We start from the raw sequence: 24,158 nt of genomic DNA, 5'->3' as shown, positions 1-24,158 counted from the left end.
TACAGTATGCATATGCTCAAAAAATTATTAATCTACATGCCCGCATTTAATGAAGAAGAAACCATTTCAAATGTTATTAACTCTTTGAAGCAAAAAGACTTTAATTATTTCGAACAAATTGAAATATTAGTAGTCAATGATGGTAGTACAGATAAAACAGTTGAAGAAGCAAAAAAGAATGGTGCAACTGTTATAAGTCATATGAAGAACAAAGGTGTTGGTGAGGCGTTTCAAACAGCAATAAAATATGCCATTAAATCAAATGCTGACATTTTAGTAAGTATGGATGCTGACGGACAATTTGATGTGAATGAAATTGACCTTCTTTTAGAACCTTTATTGTCAGAAAAAGCAGATTTTTGCTTAGGAATCAGATTTTCTGACGGTAAGCCCGATAAAATGTCAAACATTAAGTTTTGGGGTAATAAACAAGTAAATAAGATTGTTAGTTTCGTTTCTAATACAAAAATACAAGATGCTTCCTGCGGTTTTAGAGCTTATTCTAGAGATACTTTGTTAAGTTTAAATTTAGATGGAAGTTTTACTTATACTCACGAAACCATCCTTGATTTATTAAACAAAGGATTTAAGGTAGAACAGGTTCCAATTACAGTGTTCTATTTTGACAATAGGATTTCTAGAGTAGCTAATAGCTTGATTCTTTATGCTACTAAAACTTCAGTTATTATATTCAAATCATTAAAAGATTATAAACCACTTCAATTCTTTTTATCGATTGCTTTATTTATTTTTCTGATAAGCTTATTCTTTGGCGGATGGGCATTAATTCATTGGATTATCAACGATACTTTAACGCCCTACAAGAGTTTTGGTATAATTGGGATTTCACTTTTAGGGATGAGTTTACTCGTGACTATTTTTTCTTTTTTAGCGGATATGCTAGGTCGAATTAGAAGAAATCAAGAAAAAATTTTATACTTTCTAAAACAAACTCATTTTGAAGATCCTAAAAAATAAAGAATTACAATCTCAAGTTTTAAAATATATTTTTATTAGTTTTTTTGGCTACAGTTTTGTATTCATATCGCTATATATTTTAGTTGACATTTTAAAAACGAACAAGTCGATTGCATTTATGATTGTCTATGGTGTTTTATATCTTATGCTTTATACGATTCAATTAAGATTGCTTTTTAAAACTTCACATAGCTACAGTAAGCTAATAAAATTCTGCTTAAGCTTAGTTTTTTTTTACTTTTTGGCAAATGTTTTATACAATACTTTCAATTATTTTGAAATTAACTATTTGATAAGTACTTTTATAACAGTTTTAATTTTAACACCTTTGCGTTTTATTATTTCAAAATTTTATGTTTACAAATAATGAAGAACTTCCCAAGCAATTTTAGATTAAAATACTCGAAGGTTTTTAACTTCATTTTAATTGTTGCTACCGGATTTAAATTCTTAGTAAAGTATTGTTTTTTTTTTAGTATCACTTAAAAATATGAATCATTTTAAAATAAATAAAACGCTTTTAGCCTTTTAAAAAAACGAACGAAATTATGAATAGTAGATTTGGACTTAAAAAAAATAATTTTTAAAAAGCATAGGTAATGCTGAAAGTGGTAATCATTGCAATTACTCTAATTTTCAGGAAAAATGTCACAGAACATATTGGTCTTACTAGTATTTCTACAAGACAATTAAAGCGTTGAAATTAAATAAATTATGAAAAATCATACCGCCACTTGGAACAAACTTTCACTTTCTTTTTTAAAAAAAGGAATAAAATTTATTTTACTTCACCTTTCAATGCAATTCTATATTCCACCTTTACTCCGAACTAAATTGTTAAAATTATATGGCATTAAATTTAAAAACCGTAAAACAGTCTTTATTGGGACTAGTGTATTGTTTGATAATTTAAAAAATGTTACAACTTCAATCGGTGACAATGTTTTTATTACTTCGGGGGTTAAAATAATAAATCATTTTCCAATCATTACTGCAGAAGGTGTTTCAGAATTCAGTACAGGAAATGTAGTTATTGAAGACAATGTATTTATAGGCATGAATGCCCTAGTAATAAAACCAATTACAATTGGTAAAGGTGCAGTAATTGGTGCTGGTGCTGTGGTAACTAAAGATGTTCCACCGGGAACTATTGTTGGTGGAAATCCAGCCAAAATTGTGGGTTATACCAATTCAAAAACATTAATAAATTAACAACTAGTATAATAATGACACAAATTGACCATTCAAAATTAAAAGCAACTCCACATCAAGAAGATTTTGCAGGTAAATATGAAAACAATGGTTTTATTGCCAAAACACTTGTTGAAAATTATTTTAAATCCGTAAAAAATTTATTACAAAAAACATCTTCAATTCAAAATGCTCACGAAATTGGTGCAGGAGAAGGAAGATCAACTTCTATTTTAAAAAAACTAGTAAAAAACATTTCAGCTTCTGAATTTGTTGAAGAATTAGTTAATAAGGCAAAAATAAATAATCCTGATATTACTATTTTTCAAGAAAGTGTTTATGAGTTACAGTCAGAAGAAAATAGTGTTGACTTAATTTTTCTTTTAGAAGTTTTAGAACATTTAGATTATCCGGAAAAAGCTCTTCAGGAAATTAAAAGAGTTAGTAAAAAATATTTAATTTTAGGTGTACCTAGAGAACCTCTCTGGTGTTTTTTGAATATGTGTAGGTTTAAATATTTAAAAGATTTTGGAAACACACCAGGACATTTAAACCATTGGTCAAAAAAGAAAATTATTAAACTGGTTGAAAAAGAGTTTGGTAAAGTAATTGCTGTTGAATCTCCACTTCCTTGGACTATACTTTTAGCAGTAAAAGATTAATTTAAAGTCTATAATTTTTCCAAAATTGCAGATACAGAAAGTTGATTTTTCCATAATCTCCTATTTGATTCTTGTAATCTGATAAAATCATTATTACTGATGTTCGCGTGAAAATCAGATACTATCGCTGCACAATTTTTCCTATGCTCCCATTCTACCCATACTACATGATTCTTCCAATCAATTTTATCCTCAAATGGCAAAATACAATCGGTATTGATGAATATTGGTATTTTTCCCATCATCAATGTTTCATATAACCTTACTGAAAAATTACCTGCCCCTCTTAAACAAAGTATATAATCAGAATCTTTTAGGTTATTATAATACTCAATTGTTGTATCTCGTCTTTCCTTTTCATTTTTTGCCCCTGCCCTGTAATGATTTCTATAGATAAAATTAGTTTTAATTTTAGAGGATTTTTCAAATGACCTTAATAAGCAAGCCCTTTCAAAAGCTGATGCGAATAACGGTTCAAAGTCATTTCGAAAAGGATTCTTTATTAATCTAAAACAATTTTCTTTGAAAAATTTTAATTTTTCAATTACATTTTTTCTAATATCAAAACTTGCATGGCCACAAAAGCCAATTACCGGAACTTCATTTTTTTGATTTGGAATTGGATCTTTTGATTTAAAAATAGTAACCCATTGATCTGAAAGAGAAAATGGAAAACTCATATTTTTTGAAGAAAGTTGTGACTTAAATCCTCCCATCCTGAAATAATAAATATTCGAAAAATCAGGAAAAGAAATACCCAAATCACCAACTATAATTCCGTAAGCTTTTATATTTAATCTTTTACAATCTGAATTAATATCAATTAGTTCATTTTGACTATTATGTTCAAAATACCAATTTATAGAATGAGGAATTAATACAAATCTGGCTTCTGAAATATTTGAGGTATATTCAACTGAATTGATAACATTCCATTTTCTTTTCAATTCATCATCATTACACCATCCTGATTCAGAAAAAAAAGGCCTAGTCAAAATAAAAATTGACAAACTATTCACAGTATTAAAATTGACATTTGGAATAAAAACTTTCAAAATTAATTAGTTTGTTTTTTAATTTATTTATTGTAAAAAGTTATGAAATTATTTATTTGTATTTCAAAATTAAAATTTTGTTCAACCCTTTGCCTTGCGTTATTTTTAATTATTTCACTTTCCTGAAATGATAACTTTACAATTTCATCAAGCTTATTTGCCAATTTCAAAGGACTTCTTTTAGGCACAATCCATCCTGTTTCACCATCAACAACATTCTCCTTTAATCCATCAGCATCACTAACTACACACAATAATTCCATTGATTGAGCCTCTAATGCAGCATTACAAAAACCTTCTTGATTACTATATTGAATAAATATATCATGCATGATAACTATTTTTGTCAATTCATCATGATCTACTTTACCATAAAAAGTTACATTATCAGAAATTCCTAGCTGTTGAGCTTGAAACAAAAGTCGCTCTTTTTCCAATCCATCTCCTATTATTGAATATTTAAAATGAATTCCTTTACTTTTTAATATTGATAAAGCTTCAAAAATATAATTATAACCTTTAATCCAATGAAGTCTTCCTATTGAAATGATTTTAGTTTCTTTATTATTTTTTAAGAAAGAATCATAATTATTATGAAACTTAACTACATCAATAAAAGGTGAAATCACATCAATTTTTTCTTCATGAATCCCATATTGAATTAAGTCACTTTTCATTCCTTTTGAAAGAACATGGTACTTTACTTCTTTTTTAAATAATTTTTGATAACAATTCTCGTTTTTTACCGGATAAACATACCAATCAAAACCTCTAAAACTGACAGCCATTTTAGCATTTATTGTCTGTGCTACATTTTCACGTTCCAAAGCCATAGTACCAAATCCAAAATGCAACCAATCCAATTTTTGATTCAGAAAATAGCGATTTAAAAAGATATTTTTGATGTTTTTAAAAAAACGCATCTTATCTTTTTTATTCAAAGAAAAAAGCAATATTACCCTTTTAAATTGTGTAAAAATGATGTATAAAAATATAAAAGCCTCTTTTATAAAACTAATAAAACTAAGCTTTGTTTTTAAATATACAACCGGACATAATTTGAAATCCTTTTTTTTTGGTGCGTTAGTAAACATTACTACTTCCATCCCTTTTTGCTGTAAACCTTTTATTTTTGAAATAAAGAAAGTTTCAGAGTAAGAGGGATGATTTGGCAATACGAGTCCGATTCGTTTTTTATTACTCATTTATAATTTCTTTGTAAAAATTAGAAAATGAATGCATCATCATTTCTGCTGAATGTTGATTTTCAATGGTAATTCTTGCATTTTTAACAATTTTTCTTTTTGCTTCATCGCTAAGTTTCATCGCATATTGAATTTTATCCACCATTTGATCAACATTTCTTACTTTGAAAATAAAGCCATTTTCATTATCCTTTATGACTTCGTTCATTCCACCACAATCTGATGAAATAACCAATGTACCTAATGCCATAGCTTCTAGAGCTACATTGGCTATTCCTTCTTCTACACTCGGCAAAAGTAAAATATCCGAAGATTGAATTTTTTGCTTTACGGATTCAAATTCCATTTTCTTTAAAAACGTAACTTCATTTTCTAAGTTTAATTGTTTTCGCTGAAACAATAGCTCTTCGTTTTCTTCTATACCAACAATTGTATAATGAAAAGAAACATTTTTATCTTTTAAAATTTTCAATCCATCAAGTGCTATATCATATCCTTTTTTCCAATGTCCTCTTCCAATTGATATAATTTGAAGTAAAGTATTATTTTTATTTTCTTCACGAAATGAAAAATTATTCAAATCTAATCCGCTATAAATAACTTTAGTTTTGTTTTCAGTTAAACCATACGCTAGAGCTTCCGTTTTAATAGCTTCAGAAACCGCATGAAAGCCATCCACCAAAGGAAAACATTTTTGATAAATTTCAACATATTCAGGATTGGCAATAGGGGTATAATTGACATGTGCTCCTCTCAAACTCACCACTAATTTGATGTCTAATTTTTTTACCCAAGTCCAATCTGAAATTGATTTTACCCATTGTATATGTATTATTTTCGGGCGTTGATAAAGAATTGGATAAAACTTCAAACGTGCGTTAAATGGACTTGTTTTTTTCTTTTTAATCCAATTATCTAAAACTTTTTTGTCTTTTGGTCGTTGAAGCCATAGCAAAAATGTGTAGAGTAAAACCGTGAAAACTTGACTAATTTTTCCTGAATAAGTCAGCACTGAAATTTGTTTTGGATAATGTAATGTTCCTCTTTTTCTTCCTGAAATAAAAAGTTTAAAATCTTCATTTGCTAATCCAATAATCAAGCGATCAATAAAGGTTGGCGGTGGTAGTTCACCACAATAAATCACAATTTTTTTTAACCGTTTCATTCTGAAATTTTAGTAAACAATGATAACGTCAGCAAGGTACTGATTACATGTGAATAACTCAAATGATTTTCGTTTATAAACCCATCATACATTTCTTCGACTAATTTTGGATCTAAAAATGCTTTAAATTTTTGGTTTTCAAACAACCATTTTCTCAGTTCGATTTCATTCTCATTACCTAAAAATTGATTTTCATAATTGTTTCTAACTTTATTTTTTACAACATAATCTTTTCTGATCTTTTGATAAACTCTATATGGAAAATTCCATGGAAAATAATTCCATTGATGACTATACAAATTAAACGGACGTTGATCTTGCCATGTTATTTTGGCTAATTGAGGATTTTGTTTTTTTAAGTAGGCAATTTGAATTTGTCGTTTTGCCAAAAATCGTTCTGGAACGGAACATATAAATTGTAACATTCTTTCATCATAATAAGGCAAGGTTATAGGCTTAACTTTTTCAAAAAAACTTAAATTACTTCCGGTCCATCTCGAAGCCCAATATAAACTTTTAAAAGCTCTTGTTTGTGCATTTGCTTCTTCAGAAATTGTTACTTCCTCCAACAATTTTTTAATTCTTTGGCGAAAATAAGAATAGAAATCTCCTTCTAAATCCCATGATTTCCACAACTTTTCTGCAAATTCAATTCCACTTTTCTTAATGACTTTTTTAATCATTATATCAACTTGTTCATCTATAGAAAGTTGAGAAGGCAAATCCATATTATCAAACAATACATCGCCCCAATGACCTAAACTAATCACTTCACCTAAACCGGCTAATTTATTCAAAACAGCTGCTTGTCTGGGATGAGTAAATTCTGTATAGCATTGATTTATTGAAGCGATTTCCTCTATATCTTTCCATAAATAACCTTTAGGAATTATCCATTTTTCGAATGGAAAATCACATACTTTTGCAATCTGTTCGGCATATTTTGTTTCGTTATGACCATTTTCAAATTCGTAACTATAGGCATGCACTTTTTTATTCAAATGCCTTAAAGCAGCAGCTTGAGTTCTACTATCTAATCCACCGGAAAGTGGCAAAATGACTTTTTTATCTTGCACTTGTTCATTAATAATTTTCTCAAACAAAACAGTAAATTCTTCCACAATTTGATCAAAAGGTCGTTCAAATGGTGAATAATGCCATTTAAAATAGTTTTCTTCTTTTATAATTGAATTCGAATCATCCGAAAGTGTATAATTGGTGGCTGGTCTAAGAGCTTTTTGATTTACAAAGTAGGTATCGTCATCAAGAAAAAAACCGGTAGCTGCAAAAATGCAAATGGCTTTATGATCAATTTCACTTTTCAAACCTACAAAATCAGTTTTTACGGGGATAATTGCCGTTTTAATCTCTTTCATTTCCTTTTTCTTTAAAATAATGACAAATAGGCTTTTTCATGCTTTACCACCTCATCTTGAATGGAATAATAAAGTGAAACTTCATTGATGAATTGTTTTCCCAAATGTACATTTTCTGATTGAGAATTAGAAAAAAACAATTCCAATTTATTTTTTAAATCTTCTGAATTTCCGGGTTTAAAAAGATGATTTGGGAAATTTTGCAACTGATCTTTGATACCTGAAATAGCAGAACCAATGACTACTTTACCATTAGCCATCGCTTCAAGCATCGCTACGGGAGAACCTTCTTTTCTGCCTTCATCTTTTGTTGGAAGAACAAAAATTTCGGCATGTTGCAGATAATCATTTACATTGTTTACTTTTCCGGAAAAAATAATTTTTTCAGTCATTGAAAGGTCTTTAACTTTCTTTTTTATTTCTTTTCCATATTCATTGGTATCATCACCAACCAACCATAGCTTCCATTGTGGAAACAAAGAATTAAGCTGACAAAATGCTTCAATCAATAGTTCTATACCTTTCACAGGAACAAAGTTAGCTACACAAATTACTATCCTTTCCGCATTAGTAGTATTCATTTGTTTTAAAATCTCTGAATTGGGAATTTCAGGTTGAAACTTTTTTGTGTTAACTCCTCTGGGAATTAATACTGTTTTAGTTGAAGTTGGATAAAATTCCTTCTTCATATCTGTGTTTTGAATTATAATTTTATCTGCAAACCAAGAACGTAGTTTCCAACTGTTTTTACTACTCCCACCCCAACTCATATTTTTCTTAGTAAAAATCCATTTTTTACCGGCCAATTTTACTGCAAAGGCTTCAGTGTAATTAGAACTGTAATGAAAACTATGAACAACATCCGGATTAATCTCTTTTATTTTTTGAGCTACTTTATAGCATGAAAGCAACATTTTCCATGTAGGTCGCTCTTTTGGTAAATAATCAAAAACATGAACAGGAATACTTGATTTTAGTACAGTTTCAAAAAATTCTCCTTTTTTATTTAAACAAAGTATATGAGGTTCAAAACGATTTGCATCTAATCCCAATGCCAAGTTAAGAAGAGCTTTACCACTTCCGGCAGTATCAAAGTTAGGTATAGTGAATAAAACGCAAATCTTTTTCATCATCTTAGCGTTTTATTGACTGATTTAAAGCATATAATGTAAACAAAGCCCATTTATTATCTTTTTGACCTGAAAGATGATTTTTCAACAAATGTTCAACTTCTTTTTTATCATAAAAAGTTGAAGTTGGAGCTAATAAATTGTCACTAAAAGTCTCCTTTAAATCCGTTTGAATCCAATTTCGCAAGGGAATAGAGAATCCTTTTTTTGCTTTTTCTGGTTCAATTGTTGGAAAATAGCTTATTAATTTCTTTTTCAATACATTTTTGTATTTATTTTTTCCAAAACTCAAAAGAGGATCTATTTGAAGAGAAGCCTCTATCATTTTCTTTTGTAAAAATGGCACTCTTACCTCTAAACTATTATCCATACTGGCTAAATCAACTTTTCGTAATGTTTTTTGCATCATACCATAGAACTCGGCTTTTTGCATAAGACGAGATAAATGTGATAAATTAGTTGAGTTTTCATATTGATAAACAGTCCAATCATCCGGTAAAATAACGTCATTCAAAACAGGGAAAATCTTATGAATCATTTCATTTTTGAATCGAGAATGTAGCCCTTCATGAGCTGATGAAAGCTGATTATAAACCACCAAACTATTGATGTTTTTGTTCCCTGAAATTACTTTATCTGTTCCATAAATCAGCTTTTTTAATAGCTTTGGAGAATTTTGAAAATGTCTGTTTTTTGCCAAACTCCAAAATCGTTCATATCCTAAAAACAATTCATCACCACCATCACCACTTAACGCTACAGTTACATTTCTTTTTGCTAAATTGGAAACCAAATAGGTTGGAATAATACTAAAATCTGCTAATGGTTCATGTATTGCAAGTGAAATTTTATCCCAATGAGATAAAACTTCATTTGCACTTAGCATCCATTCATGATGATTTGTTGATAATTTTTGGGCGAATAAAGCTGCCCTTTTTGATTCATCATGAACTAAACTATGTGAACCTATTGAAAACGTTGACAAATCAGGTTTTAGAGATTTTGCATGATGGCAGATTAATGGGGAATCAACACCACCAGACAAAAATGCTCCAAGCGGAACATCTGCCATGAGTTGATCTTTAACACAAGAATGTAGTGTATCTTCAATTAATTGTAATGCTTCCTTTTCATCGTTAATCAAATAAGATGTATCTGTTGAAAAAGTCCAATACTCCTGACTACTCTTTGAACCATTCTCTTGAAATGTAATAATTTCACCGGGTTTTACCTGAAATGTATTTTGGTATAAACCATAAGGTGCAGGAACAAAATGCTGTTGAAGATATAATTTTAAAACCTGATTATTAATCGATGTATTGGCAAAAGAAGGATGTTTTAGAATCTGGTCATATTGGCTTGAAGCAAATAATGTTTTGTTATCAAATCCATAAAACAATGGTTTTATTCCGGCAAAATCCCTAACCAAATGTGTTTCTTTTGTTTCTTGATTATAAATGGTTAAAGCAAACATCCCATCTAATGCCTTTATGGTTTTAAGCACACCCCATTCTTCAAGACAAGCACAAATTGTTTCCGTATCAGAATTACCCCTAAATGCCTTAAAATCAAGTTTACTTCTTAAATAAGAATGATTATAAATTTCGCCATTGAAAACAATAGCAAATTTGCTATTATGGCTCAACATAGGCTGATTTCCGGCTTCACTCAACTCAACAATGGCCAAACGATTAAATCCGAGCTGAACAGATGACTGATTATTCCAATAACCTTGAGCATCCGGTCCTCTTTTTAGAGATAGATTTAAAATATCAACAAAGCATTCTTTGCTAATTAATTGGTTTTGAAAAGAAATTTCGGCTAAAAATCCGCACATTATTTTTTGTAAATAGCAATTATGGAACTACTGTAAAATTTTGAAGGATGATTTCTGAGAAATGGATTTAATCTTTTAAATATAAACTTCACAACCCTTTTGATTATGTCTTGAATAAAATTTAGTTTCTGATGAACTGCATATTGAAATTCGCCAAAATAAGTAAGTTTAATTTCTTTTAAATTATTTCTCTTGGCAAAATCATTAAACGTTTTAAAATTCATACATTTTAAGTTATGAGCCTTTAAATTATCGTAATCCACTAAATATCCATACCATTTTCTTAACCATCGTTTATTCGGAATCATTATTAAGAGTGTTCCACCTGGTTTTAAATATTCACAATGTTTATCTAAAATTTGATTATAATCAGAAAAATGCTCAACAAATCCTAAAGAGATAACAATATCATATTGTTTTTCAATTTGATGATTAAATATATCTGTTTGAAGGACTTTATAATCATTAACATCAAAAATTTTCATGCATTCTTCAATTTTACTTACATCAGAATTATAATCTAAACAAGTAGGGACAAGGCTGAATTTATCACTTAAATAAGCTAAATATCTGCCAGGATATCCTCCAATTTCTAAAATAGTTTTTGGTGGATTTGCTCCATTTTGGGAAAGTAATATTTCCCAAAGTTGGTCATACTCTGAAACAATTCTACTAATTTTAACTTTAGAAGTTTGTGTTTTTTTATAATATTCTTCCCAGTATTCCTTTGAAGTTAATTTTGTATCCATTTATATAATTATGATTACGTGCTAAACTCAAATTAGTTTTTTTATATCCATTAAAATTGATTGATACTTAGCATTACTTAAAATTTTAAAATACAAAAATACTGAAAGTAGAAAAAGGAAAGACATTATTAACTTTAAAAATAAATAATCCGGTATTATAAAAGATAAAGCTGAGAAAATTACAGATAATACAACCAGAAATAATACATCCTTAAACGCATTAAAATTAGTAATATTAATTAATTTCAAAGCATCTTTCATCAATATTAAACTTCCAATCATTCTTACTATAACAAGAATCAAAGTAAAAATAAATAAGGATTTAAATTGTGCTCCAATAAAAATAGAAATCAAAAATATTGGAACAAAAATCCTTAAAAACAATAGACTTTTTCTAGGTTGCCCCATTGCATTAAACAATCCGTTTGTTGGACTTGTAATCGACTTTATCATTACAAAAAAAGCTAAAACTTGAAAAATGATTACTGAATCTAACCATTTTTCCCCATAAATAAATTGAATTAACAATTTTGCATTTATTAACATCAAAGTCATTACGGGTATAGTTATTATAGAAATTAAATCAATCATTTTTATATAATGATTTCTAACAATTTGAATATTATTATTATTTTTAGAAAATAGTGGAAGTGTAATATTATTTACTATTGGTTGAAAATAACCATTAAATAAATTTGAAAACTGATATGCAAGATTGTACACTCCTAGTGAAGCCATTCCAAAAAATTTACCTACAATAAAAGTATCCCCTTCATTAACTAATTTCCCCATAACTCTTTGACCAATAACATATTTTGTATAATCAAATATTTGAGACCAATATTTTCTTCCAAAATCTTTATTCGGTCTAAAACCTGATTTGTAAAGTAGCATTAAAGCCAAAAATGGAGATAAAATTGCATTAGGTAAAACCAAACTGTATATTCCAAATCCAAAATAAGCTAATAATACTTGACCAATATTGTTAAACGTTCCAAACAATGCTTGAATAAATAGCATTGGTTTATAATTTAATTCTTTCCGATAAATTCCGTTTGGTATGGACGCTATCATATTAAAAAAGAAACTAAATACCAACAATACTACAATATAAATAATCCTATCATCTTTATAAAAACTTGCCCAAATAGGAGATAAAGCTAATATAACAACACTTACAATAAAACTTAGAAAAATATTTAACCAAAAAGCTGAGTTAATAATTTTATTCCTATCCTCTTTGTTATAAAATATCACATATTCACTGATTCCACTGATTGCAAGTATTTGTATAAAACTTAATAAAACTGCAGAAATGGCAACAATTCCAAAATCTTCTTTATTCAATGTTCTTGCTAAATAAGCCATCACTGAAAAAGACACTAAAGCTCCCCAAACCCGTCGGATTATCATTAATTTTGCTGCTGTTCCGGCTTTTTTAGCTATAGTCATAATGAAATGATTCTAAAATAAATCGTCAAAAATAGTGATTAATTTCTCTCCTAAGATTTTTGAATCAAATCGTTCTTGAACAAACTCATGCCCTTTATCGCCCATTGATAATTGTAAGTTTTGATTATCAATTAATAAACAAATTTTACTAACAAACAAATTAATATCACTTTGGTCAATCAAAAATCCAGTTTTACCATCAATTAATCCAAATGGAATTCCACCAATATTTGAAACTACCACCGGTAATTTAAAAAATTGAGCTTCCTGAATTACTAAACCTTGTGTTTCTGCTCTTAGAGTTTCCTTTTCAACCGTTGCAGCCAATAAAAAAATTGAAGATTGAGCCATAATTTCAAAAACTTTATTTTGAGTCAAAAAGCCATGAAAAGTGATATGATTTTGTAAATTAAGTTGTTTTACCTTTTCTAATAAATCTTCTCTCATTGGTCCATCACCAATTATATCGAGATGAACATCATAATTACATCTAACTAATTCATTCAAAATTAAAATTGCATTGTCTGGTCCTTTTATCGGCATGAGTCTTCCACAAAAAACGATATGTTTGGGATTTATTTTTTTTTCAGTAATTTGAATTTTTTCTAAATAGTCCTTTCTAAACCCAACCGGTAGAATATGTAAATTGATAATTTCAGGATGAATTTTTTTTAAAATTATTTCTAAATAAGGAGAATTTACCGTAAAAGCATTGAAAAATCTAAAAACTTCTTTGTAGAATACTTTATATTCCTCTATTAAACTCGGCGTTAAATCAGACCCGTGAAAAGTCAAAACACATTTTTCATTCTTTAAAATATTTAACTTTTTTAGGTGAGCAATTTTTTTTCCATTGAATCCAAAATGGCAATGGATAATATCATATTTATTTTTCAGCAAAAAAACAGGTAAGTCATATAAAGCCTTCCATTTTTGTAGTGAAAAGGTAAATTTTGAAAAATCAATTTTAAAAAAATTGAATAGAATAAACCTCAAAAAATATAAGATTCCTTTGAGTTTACCAACTTCATTTTTAAAATGATAAAATGTTTTATCTTTTAAATTGTATTCTAAAAAAAGTGGATGCTTGACATCTTCATTTGGTTGATTGTAAGAAAAAATAGTAACATCGTATCCACGATCAATTAAATCAGTAATCTGATTCAGAATAAATGTCTCTGAAACTGATGGAAATGTAGTAACAATTACTAATATTTTTTTTCTTATTTGATACATCCTAATATAGAAACCGCTCTCCTTTTTTTAAATATTTGTACATGAATGTACCTATTACGACTTTAAAAACTTTCATAACATTAAATAATTCCCATTCAATTTTTAGTATTTTTATTAAAAAAAACAAGTAATCGTTACTTTTACTTCTTAATGTTAATCGTAAATAATGTTTATAAAAATTATTGATGTGACCAAGATATATATTTTTGAACCCTAATTCATATTTAGTTATTAACGTTAAATGTTTATATCTAGCTCTAAAAGCAGAATCAATTTCACTAAAATTGAGTTTATTCAATTCTTGCTTTAGGGAAGCTTCATGTTGAAAATAGTGTATTAATACTTTATCTAAATATTTAATTTTTGGTTGATTATACAACATTCTTAAATTAAAATCCCAATCATCTAAATTGGATATTTCATTATCAAACAGTTGCGTTTGTTTGTCTAAAAAAGATTTTCTCCACATTGGCCCACACACATAAAACGAAACAACTCCTGTAAAATAATCTTCTATAATATTATCGGATTGAATAGTGTTTATTGAAATGGTTTTTTTTGATTTATGATCAACTTTTTCTAATCGAGCTATTACAACATCATATTCATTTTCAAAATTTGAAATATAGGTTTCAAAAGCAAAAGGCATTAAAATATCATCACTATCAAAAAAATATACATAGTCACCCGTTGCAAGATTAAATCCAAAATTCCGGGATGGATTAGGCCCTTTATTTGATTTAATCGGTAAAACATGATATTGGAAACGATTATCTGACTTAAAATAAGATGGAATTTTAATTTCACTTTGGTCTGTAGAGTCCCCATCAACAATTATACACTCCCAATTGGTATACGTCTGATTTCGAATACTTTCTATCGTTTCTTTTATAATTTCAGCCCGATTGAAAGTTGGAATTATTATTGAGACTCGTTTATTCATTCCAATTAAAACTAAAATTTTTCCAACGCTTTTGAAAAGTAAAACTTGGAAATGTAATGGCTACTAATATTTTTCCAATAACAATCATTTCTAAACTTTTCATTATTCCATATTTGGTTAACGTTTGGAAATTGGTATTGATGATTTTTTTTGCCAAAGATGAATCATTATTTTGAATACTTAAAAAAAATAAATTAATGATTTGCTTATTCAAATAATCTAATAATATACTAGATTTAATTTGCTCAGCTCTTTTAAAATTTTCAGATAATATAAATAAACTTGAATTTTTATATTCGCTATTATAGCTAGTATTTTCGGATGTAATAGAATCAGTATGTTGCCGATATAGAAATAGATATTTAGACTTTATTTTAAATTTTGACTTTTCTAGATTAAAAAAAATTCGTGAGAAAAATTCAGCTTCTTGACCTCTTTTGATTGATGTATCGAATAATCTTTTTCCATTCAAAAAACTTTTTCGAAATAGTACAGATGGTGTCAAAATTTTAATCTTCCATTGAATAAAATCTTCAAACAAATGAATATCTGAATTAACCAATTCTATTGCTTCTTTTGTTTCCTTTTTACTGTTCCAAAAATAACCGGACGTAATAACCATTTCTAAATCCTCAGTGAACTCATTCAATTTAGTACTTAAAAAATCTTCCAACATAATATCATCACTATCAAACCACTGAATAAAATTACCAGAAGCTTTTTCAAATCCATAATTACGACAGGAGTTTGCTCCTTTTGGTAAATTTTCTGGACGTGAATAATACACAAAACGACTATCTTTCAGAATAAATTCTTGCACTATTTGAAAAACATTTTCAGTTGAATCATCATCAACTATTATACATTCCCAGTTTTCATAATTTTGAAAAAAAATACTATTAAGTGTTTCTCTCAAAAGGTGAATCCTGTTAAATGTTGGAAGTATAATTGAAACTTTATTCATTTAAATAGTACCTTTTTTGAGAACAATTGTATATCCTGTTTTTTGATATTGCTTAAATGCATAATTTTTTAAAACCAAAGTTATTTTTAGCCATAACTTTCCAATAATGTTTCTAGGATAAGGATAACTATTCGTTAAATTTTTTAATTCTTTAAAACGATAAATTTCTTCTACAACAGAATATTTATTAGAAACACAGCTTCTCGTTCTGTTATTGTTCTGCTTATTACACAAATAATTTTTATAAATAGCTGTAGGATAAGGTCTAATATGCGACAAATCATCATAAAAACCTTCCCAATACAATGGTGCAGAAATAATAAGATACCCCTCTGGCCTCAAACAACGATTCATTTCAACTAATGTATCATAAAAGATGTTGGGTTCTAAGTGCTCAACAACATGACTACAATGAATTACATCAAATAAATCATCTTCAAATGGTAATTTTGGCAATCTTCCTAGATAAACATTTTTATATTTTTGTTTTAATGATTCGACTGTTTGTTCGTTACCATCAAAAAGATAAAAATCATCTCTATTGCAAAAATTTGCAAAATCCCCATTTCCAGCACCAATATCTAATACTTTTTGATTGTTTTCAATGTAATTCTTAGCTAATGCAAAAAAAGGCTCTCTTTCGTGTGTTGCAAATTCTAAATTCATGTCATTTCCCAATTTGATTGATGAATTATCGGATAACCATTCTTAGTTGAAATTGGCCCACCTTCACTAATGGCTCCTTCTCTAACTAAAATCTTTAATGCGTTCTTATGTACATCAAAATTTACACCCTTTGAACCTAACCAAAGTGTAATAGTGTAGTTTCCTGCCACAACAGGTAAACTATCAATACTTCCTCTCAATTTATTAATTCCTTTGATTAGTTTAAATATTTTTCCAACATGACCGGAATATATTTGAAATATTGGTGTAGAATCAACATTTCTAAATCCTACAGAAAATTCAACTAAACGCTCAATTTCAGCATCTATTAATACCTCAAACTCAAATTTACTTCCCGTTTTAATTTCTGAGGTGATAAAAAACTCTTTAATTGATAAATCTTTAACTGATATGCTTTCATTATGATACCTTTTAGAAAACGATAATTCTTCACTTTCTAAATAACGGTCAACAACAGAATCTATTTGACCTTGATAAACTAATTGACCATTATGTAATAGTATTCCTCTTGAACATAAATTTTTGACCGCTGCCATATTATGGCTAACAAATAAAACAGTTCTTCCATCCGTTTTTGAAATATCTTGCATTTTCCCAATTGCTTTCTTTTGAAATTCTGCATCGCCAACAGCTAAAACCTCATCAACAACCAAAATCTCTGGTTCTAAATGGGCTGCCACTGCAAAAGCTAACCGAACCGTCATTCCGCTACTGTATCTTTTTACCGGTGTATCAATGTATCGCTCACATCCTGAAAATTCGATAATTTCATCAATCTTAGAAGAAATTTCTTTTTTTGTCATTCCTAAAATGGCACCATTCAAATAAATATTTTCTCTTCCGGTCATCTCAGGATGAAATCCTGTTCCCACTTCTAACAAACTAGCAATTCTACCTTTAGCTTTTATGCTACCTTTTGTTGGTGATGTTACACGAGATAAAATCTTTAACAAAGTAGATTTTCCGGCACCATTTTTTCCTATAACTCCAAGAACTTCCCCTCGTTTTACTTCAAAATTGATATCTTTTAATACCCACACATACTCACTTTCACCTTTTAAACTCCTATCATTTGTTTCTCCAATTTTTAGATATGGATCTTCTTTTCCTCTAACAAGATGCCACCACCGTTTTAAATCATGACTCAAGGTGCCTGTACCTATTTTGCCCAGTCTATATTGTTTAGAGAGATTTTCAACTTTTAAAATTACATCATCCATCTTTTAAATCGCATTAAATAACATCAATAAAACTCTTTTCTGTTTTATTAAAAACCATAACTCCCAAAACAAAAATCACAAAACTAAATACAAGCGAGTAAACTAAATTTAAAACATCAAATGATCCTGAGCCAAAAAAGGCATATTTAAAAAAATCCAAAAAACCAGTTAAGGGATTTAAATAAATTAAAAAATGAAATTTAGAATCGATTTTTTCTAAAACGAGTGATGTTGGATATACAATAGGAGACACATACATGAACAATGAAATACCAAAAGTAATTACAAAATTTAAATCTCTATATTTTACAGTTAATGATGAAATTAACATTCCAATTCCCATTGATATAAGAGCCAAAAAAATTAATATCAATGGTAATAAAAAGATATAAACAGTCGGATTAATATCATATCCTAAATAAATATAATAACACAATACAATCAAAAAAAATGAAAACTGTATTCCAAACTTCAATAGATTAGAAAACACCACTTTTAGAGGCATAATAATTCTGGGAAAATAAACCTTCCCAAAAATATTTTGATTAGCTGTAAAAGTCTCTGATATAGATTTTAAAGTATCTGAAAAATAAAACCAAATGATATTGCCGGCTAGTACAAACAAAAAATAAGGAACTCCGTCTGAAGGAATAGCTGCAATTTTACTAAAAATAACAAATTGAATAAGAGAAGTCAATAAAGGTTGAATAATAAACCAAAGCGGACCTAAAATAGTTTGTTTGTAAAACGTTATAACATCTCTTTTCACAAATAAAAATAAAAGATCTCTATAACGCCATATTTCTTTGACATTAAAATTAAAAAATGATTTTTTGGGTGTTATTTCAAATAACCAAATATCTTTTTCTAATGATTTCATTTTACTTTTTTTCAAAAGTATCGTTTTTTGAGAAAATAAGCTATAAAAACTTATTCACTTTTTGTGTAGATAACAAAAAAACCTTTGTTTTTACAAAGGTTTTTTTCGGGTTTCGAATAACTGAGTGTTTAGTTTTTTGACGGAAACTAAACAGTTGCGTTTACATAACCATCCGCTTTTTTTAAGATAGAACGAATTAAAATTGTTTTTGTAGAAAATCCTGATTTTAAATATTGCTCTTTTTTAGAAACTAAAGCAGAACGGTTTTGAGTGGTTGACTCATTTGATTTTGTCAAATTAACTTCTTGTTTTGCCCCAATGAACCAATTTGATATTTCAGCTGAAGAAACATTTTCTTCAGAATTTTTGATTAACTCCATTGCTTCTGATTCGTTTACTAACTCATTTGTTGAAGTTGTTTGAGCAGAAGCTCCAATAATACCGATGAACATTAAAAAGATAACTACTAAAAAATTTCTGTTAACTGTTGAATTCATTTTTATTATTTGGTTTTTGTTTTAATTCTGATGTAAAACTACCATGATGACATCCAAGAATGTCAATTTTTCGATAAGTAACCTGAAAATTCGATTAAAACACATCAACGTGAATTTAAAGAGAAGATAAGTGCATTTCATCGACCATCACTTTGATAGTAAAAGGTTGAAAAGCTTATAAATAAAAAAACTCCTTAATTTCTTAAGGAGTTTCTTATGATTATACTAAACTAAGCTTGCCCTGTAGGCCCAAAGTTCAAAGGAACTTGAGGTTGATCAGTATCCTTTATTTCACCGTGAGCTAACTCAAAACGGTGAATATTTTCACCAATTGCTTTTAACAATCGCTTAGCATGTTGTGGAGTTAAAATAATTCTCGATTTAACTTTTGCCTTGGGCACTCCCGGCATAAGCGTTACAAAATCAAGTACAAACTCAGAAGCTGAATGGTTGATAATCGCTAAATTAGAATAAATCCCTTCAGCTGTTTTTTCATCCAATTCAATATTGATTTGTCCGGGTTGTTGATTATTATCACTCATACTACTAATAATTATATTCTTCTTTTGCAGCCATCAATTCATTATAATCCTCTTTTGAACCTACAATGATGTTGTCATATTCTCTCATACCTGTTCCGGCTGGAATTCTATGACCTACAATTACATTCTCTTTAAGACCTTCTAATGAATCTACTTTACCTGCAACAGCAGCCTCATTTAATACTTTAGTTGTTTCTTGGAACGATGCCGCAGAAATAAATGATTTCGTTTGTAAAGATGCTCTTGTAATACCTTGAAGAACCGGAGTTGCAGTGGCCGTAATTACATCACGTGCTACAACAAGATTTTTATCCTCACGTTTTAACAATGAGTTTTCATCTCTCAATTCTCTTGGTGTAATCATCTGACCTGGTTTTAGGTTTTGAGAATCACCGGCATCTTCTACTACTTTCATACCAAATAATTTGTCATTTTCAACAATAAAATCTTTAGTATGAACCATTTGCTCTTCTAAGAATAAAGTATCTCCCGGATCCTCAACTCTTACTTTACGCATCATTTGACGAATAACTACCTCAAAATGCTTATCATTGATTTTTACCCCTTGTAAACGGTAAACCTCTTGAATTTCATTTACTAAATATTGTTGAACGGCAGATGGTCCTTGAATTCTCAAGATATCTTCAGGAGTAATTGCTCCATCAGATAAAGACATACCTGCTTTTACGAAGTCATTTTCCTGAACCAAAATTTGGTTAGATAATTTAACTAAGTATTTCTTCACCTCTCCAAATTTAGATTCAATGATGATTTCACGATTACCTCTTTTTATTTTACCAAAAGTAACTACACCATCAATTTCAGAAACAACTGCAGGATTTGAAGGATTACGTGCTTCTAAAAGCTCTGTAATTCTTGGAAGTCCTCCTGTAATATCTCCCGCTTTTGATGAACGTCTAGGAATTTTTACTAAAATTTTTCCGGCTTTAATTTTTTCTCCATCATCTACCATTAAGTGTGCACCAACAGGTAAGTTATAAGAGCGAATCAATTCACCATCTTTACCATAAATTAATAAAGTTGGAATTAATTTTTTATTTCTTCCTTCAGAGATAACTTTCTCTTGGAAACCGGTTTGCTCATCAATTTCTACTTGGAACGATTGTCCTTGCTCTAAATCTTCATAAGCAATTTTTCCGGTAAATTCAGAGATAATTACCCCATTATATGGATCCCATTTACAGATGGTTGTTCCTTTATCAACAACTTGACCATCTTTAACATAAATTGTAGAACCATATGGAATGTTATGCGTATTCAATACAATTCCTGTATTTTCATCTACTAATTTTAATTCTGTAGAACGAGAAATAACAATATCAATAGCATTTCCTTCTGCATCTTCACCTTTAACTGTTTTAAGGTCATCAATTTCTAATCTACCTTTGAAACGCGTTACGATACTTGATTCTTCTGACATACCACCAGCAACCCCTCCAACGTGGAATGTTCTCAAGGTTAACTGTGTTCCTGGTTCCCCAATTGATTGTGCAGCAATTACACCAACAGCTTCTCCTTTTTGGGTCATTCTTCCGGTAGCTAAGTTTCTACCATAACATTTTGCACAAATTCCTTTTGTAGCTTCACATGTTAATGGAGATCTAACTTCTACTTTTTCCAATGGTGAAACTTCAATAGCTTTTACAATTGATTCTGTTATCTCTTGACCGGCATGAACTAAAATTTCTAAATTTAACGGGTTAATCACATCTTGAAGTGCTACACGTCCTAAGATTCTTTCTCCTAACGTTTCAACAATTTCTTCATTCTTTTTCAAGGCTGAAACTTCAATTCCTCTTAACGTACCACAATCTTCAGTATTTACAATAACATCTTGAGAAACGTCATGTAATCTTCTGGTCAAATATCCGGCATCAGCCGTTTTTAACGCCGTATCGGCAAGACCTTTACGAGCACCGTGAGTAGAAATGAAGTATTCTAAAATCGATAAACCTTCTTTAAAGTTAGAAAGAATCGGGTTTTCAATAATTTCACCACCACCAGCAGTTGATTTTTTTGGCTTAGCCATCAAACCACGCATACCGGTTAACTGACGAATTTGCTCTTTAGAACCCCTTGCTCCAGAATCAAGCATCATATATACCGAGTTAAATCCTTGTTGATCTTCACGGATATTTTTCATGGCCAATTCTGTTAGCAACGCATTTTTAGATGTCCATACGTCAATAACTTGATTATATCGCTCATTGTTGGTAATCAATCCCATGTTATAATTCATGGTAATTGCTTCTACTTCTTCTCTCGCATCTGCAATTAATTCATCTTTTTGATGAGGAATAATAATATCACCTAAGCTGAAAGATAATCCACCACGGAAAGCAAACTTGTATCCCATGTCTTTCATGTTATCCAAGAAAGCAGCAGTTGTTGGAACATTGGTTACAGATAAAATTTTACCAATAATATCTCTCAATGATTTTTTAGTTAAAACCTCATTGATATAACCCGCAGCTTCAGGAACTACTTCATTAAACAATACTCTTCCTGCGGTAGTTTGAATTAATTTATAGACTAACTCACCATTTTCATTGAAATCTTTTGCTCTGATTTTCACTCGAGCATTCAATTCTAGTCTTCCTTCATTCAAAGCAATATTTACTTCTTCAGCAGAATAGAAGGTTAATCCTTCACCTAAAATTTTGTGTTCAGGAGTTGACAAACGTTCTTTGGTCATATAATAAAGACCTAAAACCATGTCTTGAGAAGGTACCGTAATTGGAGCACCATTTGCAGGATTCAATATATTATGAGAAGCCAACATCAATAATTGTGCTTCCAAAATAGCTTCTGGTCCTAATGGTAAATGTACTGCCATCTGGTCACCATCAAAATCCGCATTAAATGCCGTACATGTTAACGGGTGTAATTGAATTGCTTTTCCTTCAATTAATTTAGGTTGAAAAGCTTGAATACCTAAACGGTGAAGCGTAGGAGCACGATTCAACAATACAGGATGTCCTTTAATTACATTTTCTAAAATATCCCAAACAACCGGTTCTTTTTTATCAATGATTTTCTTAGCTGATTTCACCGTTTTAACGATACCACGTTCAATTAATTTACGGATAACGAAAGGTTTATACAATTCTGCCGCCATATCTTTTGGTAAACCACACTCATACATCTTCAATTCCGGTCCAACAACAATTACCGAACGAGCAGAATAATCTACACGTTTTCCTAATAAGTTTTGACGGAAACGACCTTGTTTACCTTTTAATGAATCCGATAATGATTTTAACGGACGATTTGATTCTGTTTTTACAGCTGAAGCTTTACGCGTGTTGTCAAACAATGAATCAACCGCTTCTTGTAACATACGTTTTTCGTTACGTAAGATAACTTCCGGAGCTTTAATCTCCATTAATCTTTTCAAACGGTTATTCCGGATGATTACACGACGGTATAAATCATTCAAATCAGAAGTAGCAAAACGTCCACCATCAAGCGGCACCAACGGACGTAATTCTGGTGGAATAACCGGAATTACTTTCAAAATCATCCATTCCGGACGATTTTCTCTGTTTTCATTCGCTTCACGGAAAGATTCTACCACTTGAAGACGTTTTAACGCTTCAGTTTTTCTTTGTTTAGATGTTTCATTATTAGCAGCATGACGCAAATCATAAGATAATTCATCTAAGTTTGTGCGGGCTAATAAATCCATGATACACTCAGCACCCATTTTGGCGATGAATTTATTTGGATCGTTATCATCTAAATATTGATTTTCCATTGGAAGCGTATCTAAAATATTTAAATACTCTTCTTCGGTTAAAAAGTCTAATCTTTCTAAAGGCTCACCTTCAGCATTTTTAGCAATACCTGCTTGAATTACTACATATCGTTCGTAGTAAATAATCATGTCTAATTTCTTAGAAGGTAAACCTAAAATGTAACCAATTTTGTTTGGTAAAGAACGGAAATACCATATGTGAGCAATCGGCACTACCAAATTGATGTGTCCAACTCTATCACGACGTACTTTCTTTTCAGTTACTTCAACACCACAACGGTCACAAACAATTCCTTTGTATCGGATACGTTTGTATTTTCCACAAGCACATTCATAATCCTTTACTGGACCAAAAATTCGCTCACAAAATAAACCATCACGTTCTGGTTTGTGGGTTCTATAATTGATTGTTTCCGGTTTTAAAACTTCACCTCTTGATTCAGCTAACATCGATTCAGGTGAGGCTAAACCAATGGTAATTTTGTTGAATCTTTTAACCGTATTTTTATCTTTATTATTTCTATTATTCATCATAGTCAATAAAATTTGTTTGTTTTGTTTCAAGTTTTAAGTTTCAGGCAACCAAACGGTAACCTGAAACTTGAAACAAT

General features: G+C 29.6%; 20 protein-coding genes. 3 read left to right on the top strand and 17 right to left on the bottom strand.

All coding sequences use genetic code 11. The annotated features are described in order from the left end of the window. Positions 1 to 12 precede the first annotated feature (12 nt). From H601_RS16105 to H601_RS15335, 3 genes are all read left to right on the top strand, one after another. Complete coding sequence (locus H601_RS16105; protein ID WP_051220675.1) at positions 13 to 978, top strand: glycosyltransferase family 2 protein; 966 nt, start codon at positions 13 to 15, stop codon at positions 976 to 978. 714 nt (positions 979 to 1,692) lie between these two features. Then, positions 1,693 to 2,190 (top strand): acyltransferase, encoded by a 498-nt coding sequence (locus H601_RS16890; protein WP_051220674.1) that lies wholly within the window; start codon positions 1,693 to 1,695, stop codon positions 2,188 to 2,190. A gap of 14 nt (positions 2,191 to 2,204) precedes the next feature. Next, positions 2,205 to 2,831: a class I SAM-dependent methyltransferase gene (locus H601_RS15335; RefSeq protein ID WP_051220673.1), complete on the top strand. Its 627-nt coding sequence runs from the start codon at positions 2,205 to 2,207 to the stop codon at positions 2,829 to 2,831. A gap of 8 nt (positions 2,832 to 2,839) precedes the next feature. Here H601_RS15335 and H601_RS16100 read toward each other — a convergent pair whose 3' ends face one another. The 17 genes from H601_RS16100 to rpoC form a co-directional block, all read right to left on the bottom strand. Continuing rightward, complete coding sequence (locus H601_RS16100) at positions 2,840 to 3,886, bottom strand: exostosin domain-containing protein (RefSeq protein ID WP_026710639.1); 1,047 nt, start codon at positions 3,884 to 3,886, stop codon at positions 2,840 to 2,842. Positions 3,887 to 3,909: 23 nt separating this feature from the next. Then, the gene (locus H601_RS0105860) at positions 3,910 to 5,091 is read right to left on the bottom strand and encodes a glycosyltransferase family 4 protein (RefSeq protein ID WP_026710638.1); all 1,182 of its coding nucleotides are present in this window, start codon (positions 5,089 to 5,091) and stop codon (positions 3,910 to 3,912) included. Continuing rightward, on the bottom strand, positions 5,084 to 6,256 hold the full coding sequence (locus H601_RS0105855) for a glycosyltransferase family 4 protein (RefSeq protein WP_026710637.1): 1,173 nt from the start codon (positions 6,254 to 6,256) through the stop codon (positions 5,084 to 5,086). Before H601_RS0105855 ends, H601_RS0105860 begins: the two co-directional genes overlap by 8 nt. Next, entirely contained in the window at positions 6,253 to 7,632 is a 1,380-nt protein-coding gene (locus H601_RS0105850) for an asparagine synthase-related protein (protein ID WP_026710636.1), read from the bottom strand. The genes H601_RS0105855 and H601_RS0105850 overlap by 4 nt, the downstream gene beginning before the upstream one ends. Before the next feature lie 11 nt (positions 7,633 to 7,643). Continuing rightward, positions 7,644 to 8,762 carry a glycosyltransferase gene (locus H601_RS15325; protein ID WP_169628253.1) on the bottom strand — a complete coding sequence of 373 codons (1,119 nt, stop codon included), beginning with the start codon at positions 8,760 to 8,762 and terminating at the stop codon, positions 7,644 to 7,646. Positions 8,763 to 8,766: 4 nt separating this feature from the next. Beyond that, the gene (gene asnB, locus H601_RS0105840; RefSeq protein ID WP_026710635.1) at positions 8,767 to 10,599 is read right to left on the bottom strand and encodes an asparagine synthase (glutamine-hydrolyzing); all 1,833 of its coding nucleotides are present in this window, start codon (positions 10,597 to 10,599) and stop codon (positions 8,767 to 8,769) included. Next, positions 10,599 to 11,348: a class I SAM-dependent methyltransferase gene (locus tag H601_RS0105835; protein WP_026710634.1), complete on the bottom strand. Its 750-nt coding sequence runs from the start codon at positions 11,346 to 11,348 to the stop codon at positions 10,599 to 10,601. Before H601_RS0105835 ends, asnB begins: the two co-directional genes overlap by 1 nt. Positions 11,349 to 11,375: 27 nt before the next feature. Continuing rightward, the gene (locus H601_RS0105830) at positions 11,376 to 12,800 is read right to left on the bottom strand and encodes a lipopolysaccharide biosynthesis protein (RefSeq protein WP_026710633.1); all 1,425 of its coding nucleotides are present in this window, start codon (positions 12,798 to 12,800) and stop codon (positions 11,376 to 11,378) included. A gap of 12 nt (positions 12,801 to 12,812) precedes the next feature. Next, positions 12,813 to 14,036: a glycosyltransferase gene (locus tag H601_RS0105825; RefSeq protein ID WP_026710632.1), complete on the bottom strand. Its 1,224-nt coding sequence runs from the start codon at positions 14,034 to 14,036 to the stop codon at positions 12,813 to 12,815. Position 14,037: 1 nt separating this feature from the next. Beyond that, positions 14,038 to 14,979 carry a glycosyltransferase family 2 protein gene (locus H601_RS16095; RefSeq protein WP_026710631.1) on the bottom strand — a complete coding sequence of 314 codons (942 nt, stop codon included), beginning with the start codon at positions 14,977 to 14,979 and terminating at the stop codon, positions 14,038 to 14,040. Continuing rightward, entirely contained in the window at positions 14,972 to 15,943 is a 972-nt protein-coding gene (locus tag H601_RS16090; RefSeq protein WP_026710630.1) for a glycosyltransferase family 2 protein, read from the bottom strand. Before H601_RS16090 ends, H601_RS16095 begins: the two co-directional genes overlap by 8 nt. Continuing rightward, positions 15,944 to 16,609, bottom strand: a complete 666-nt coding sequence (locus H601_RS0105810) for a class I SAM-dependent methyltransferase (RefSeq protein WP_026710629.1) — start codon at positions 16,607 to 16,609, stop codon at positions 15,944 to 15,946. It abuts the gene before it with no gap. Continuing rightward, positions 16,606 to 17,850 carry an ABC transporter ATP-binding protein gene (locus H601_RS0105805; RefSeq protein WP_026710628.1) on the bottom strand — a complete coding sequence of 415 codons (1,245 nt, stop codon included), beginning with the start codon at positions 17,848 to 17,850 and terminating at the stop codon, positions 16,606 to 16,608. The genes H601_RS0105810 and H601_RS0105805 overlap by 4 nt, the downstream gene beginning before the upstream one ends. Positions 17,851 to 17,863: 13 nt before the next feature. Next, positions 17,864 to 18,730 (bottom strand): ABC transporter permease, encoded by an 867-nt coding sequence (locus tag H601_RS0105800; RefSeq protein WP_026710627.1) that lies wholly within the window; start codon positions 18,728 to 18,730, stop codon positions 17,864 to 17,866. Between the two features lie 146 nt (positions 18,731 to 18,876). Continuing rightward, the gene (locus H601_RS0105795) at positions 18,877 to 19,227 is read right to left on the bottom strand and encodes a hypothetical protein (protein WP_026710626.1); all 351 of its coding nucleotides are present in this window, start codon (positions 19,225 to 19,227) and stop codon (positions 18,877 to 18,879) included. Between the two features lie 230 nt (positions 19,228 to 19,457). Beyond that, complete coding sequence (locus tag H601_RS0105790) at positions 19,458 to 19,769, bottom strand: DUF3467 domain-containing protein (RefSeq protein ID WP_026710625.1); 312 nt, start codon at positions 19,767 to 19,769, stop codon at positions 19,458 to 19,460. A 4-nt stretch (positions 19,770 to 19,773) separates the two neighbouring features. Beyond that, a complete protein-coding gene (gene rpoC / locus H601_RS0105785) occupies positions 19,774 to 24,081 on the bottom strand; it encodes a DNA-directed RNA polymerase subunit beta' (RefSeq protein ID WP_026710624.1) in 4,308 nt (1,435 codons plus the stop codon). Positions 24,082 to 24,158: the final 77 nt, after the last annotated feature.

Source organism: Flavobacterium filum DSM 17961 (genome assembly GCF_000425465.1).
Taxonomy (GTDB): Bacteria; Bacteroidota; Bacteroidia; order Flavobacteriales; family Flavobacteriaceae; genus Flavobacterium; species Flavobacterium filum.
Note: the sequence above shows the minus strand (reverse complement) of the source record. Positions and strands in the feature narration are given on the sequence as shown.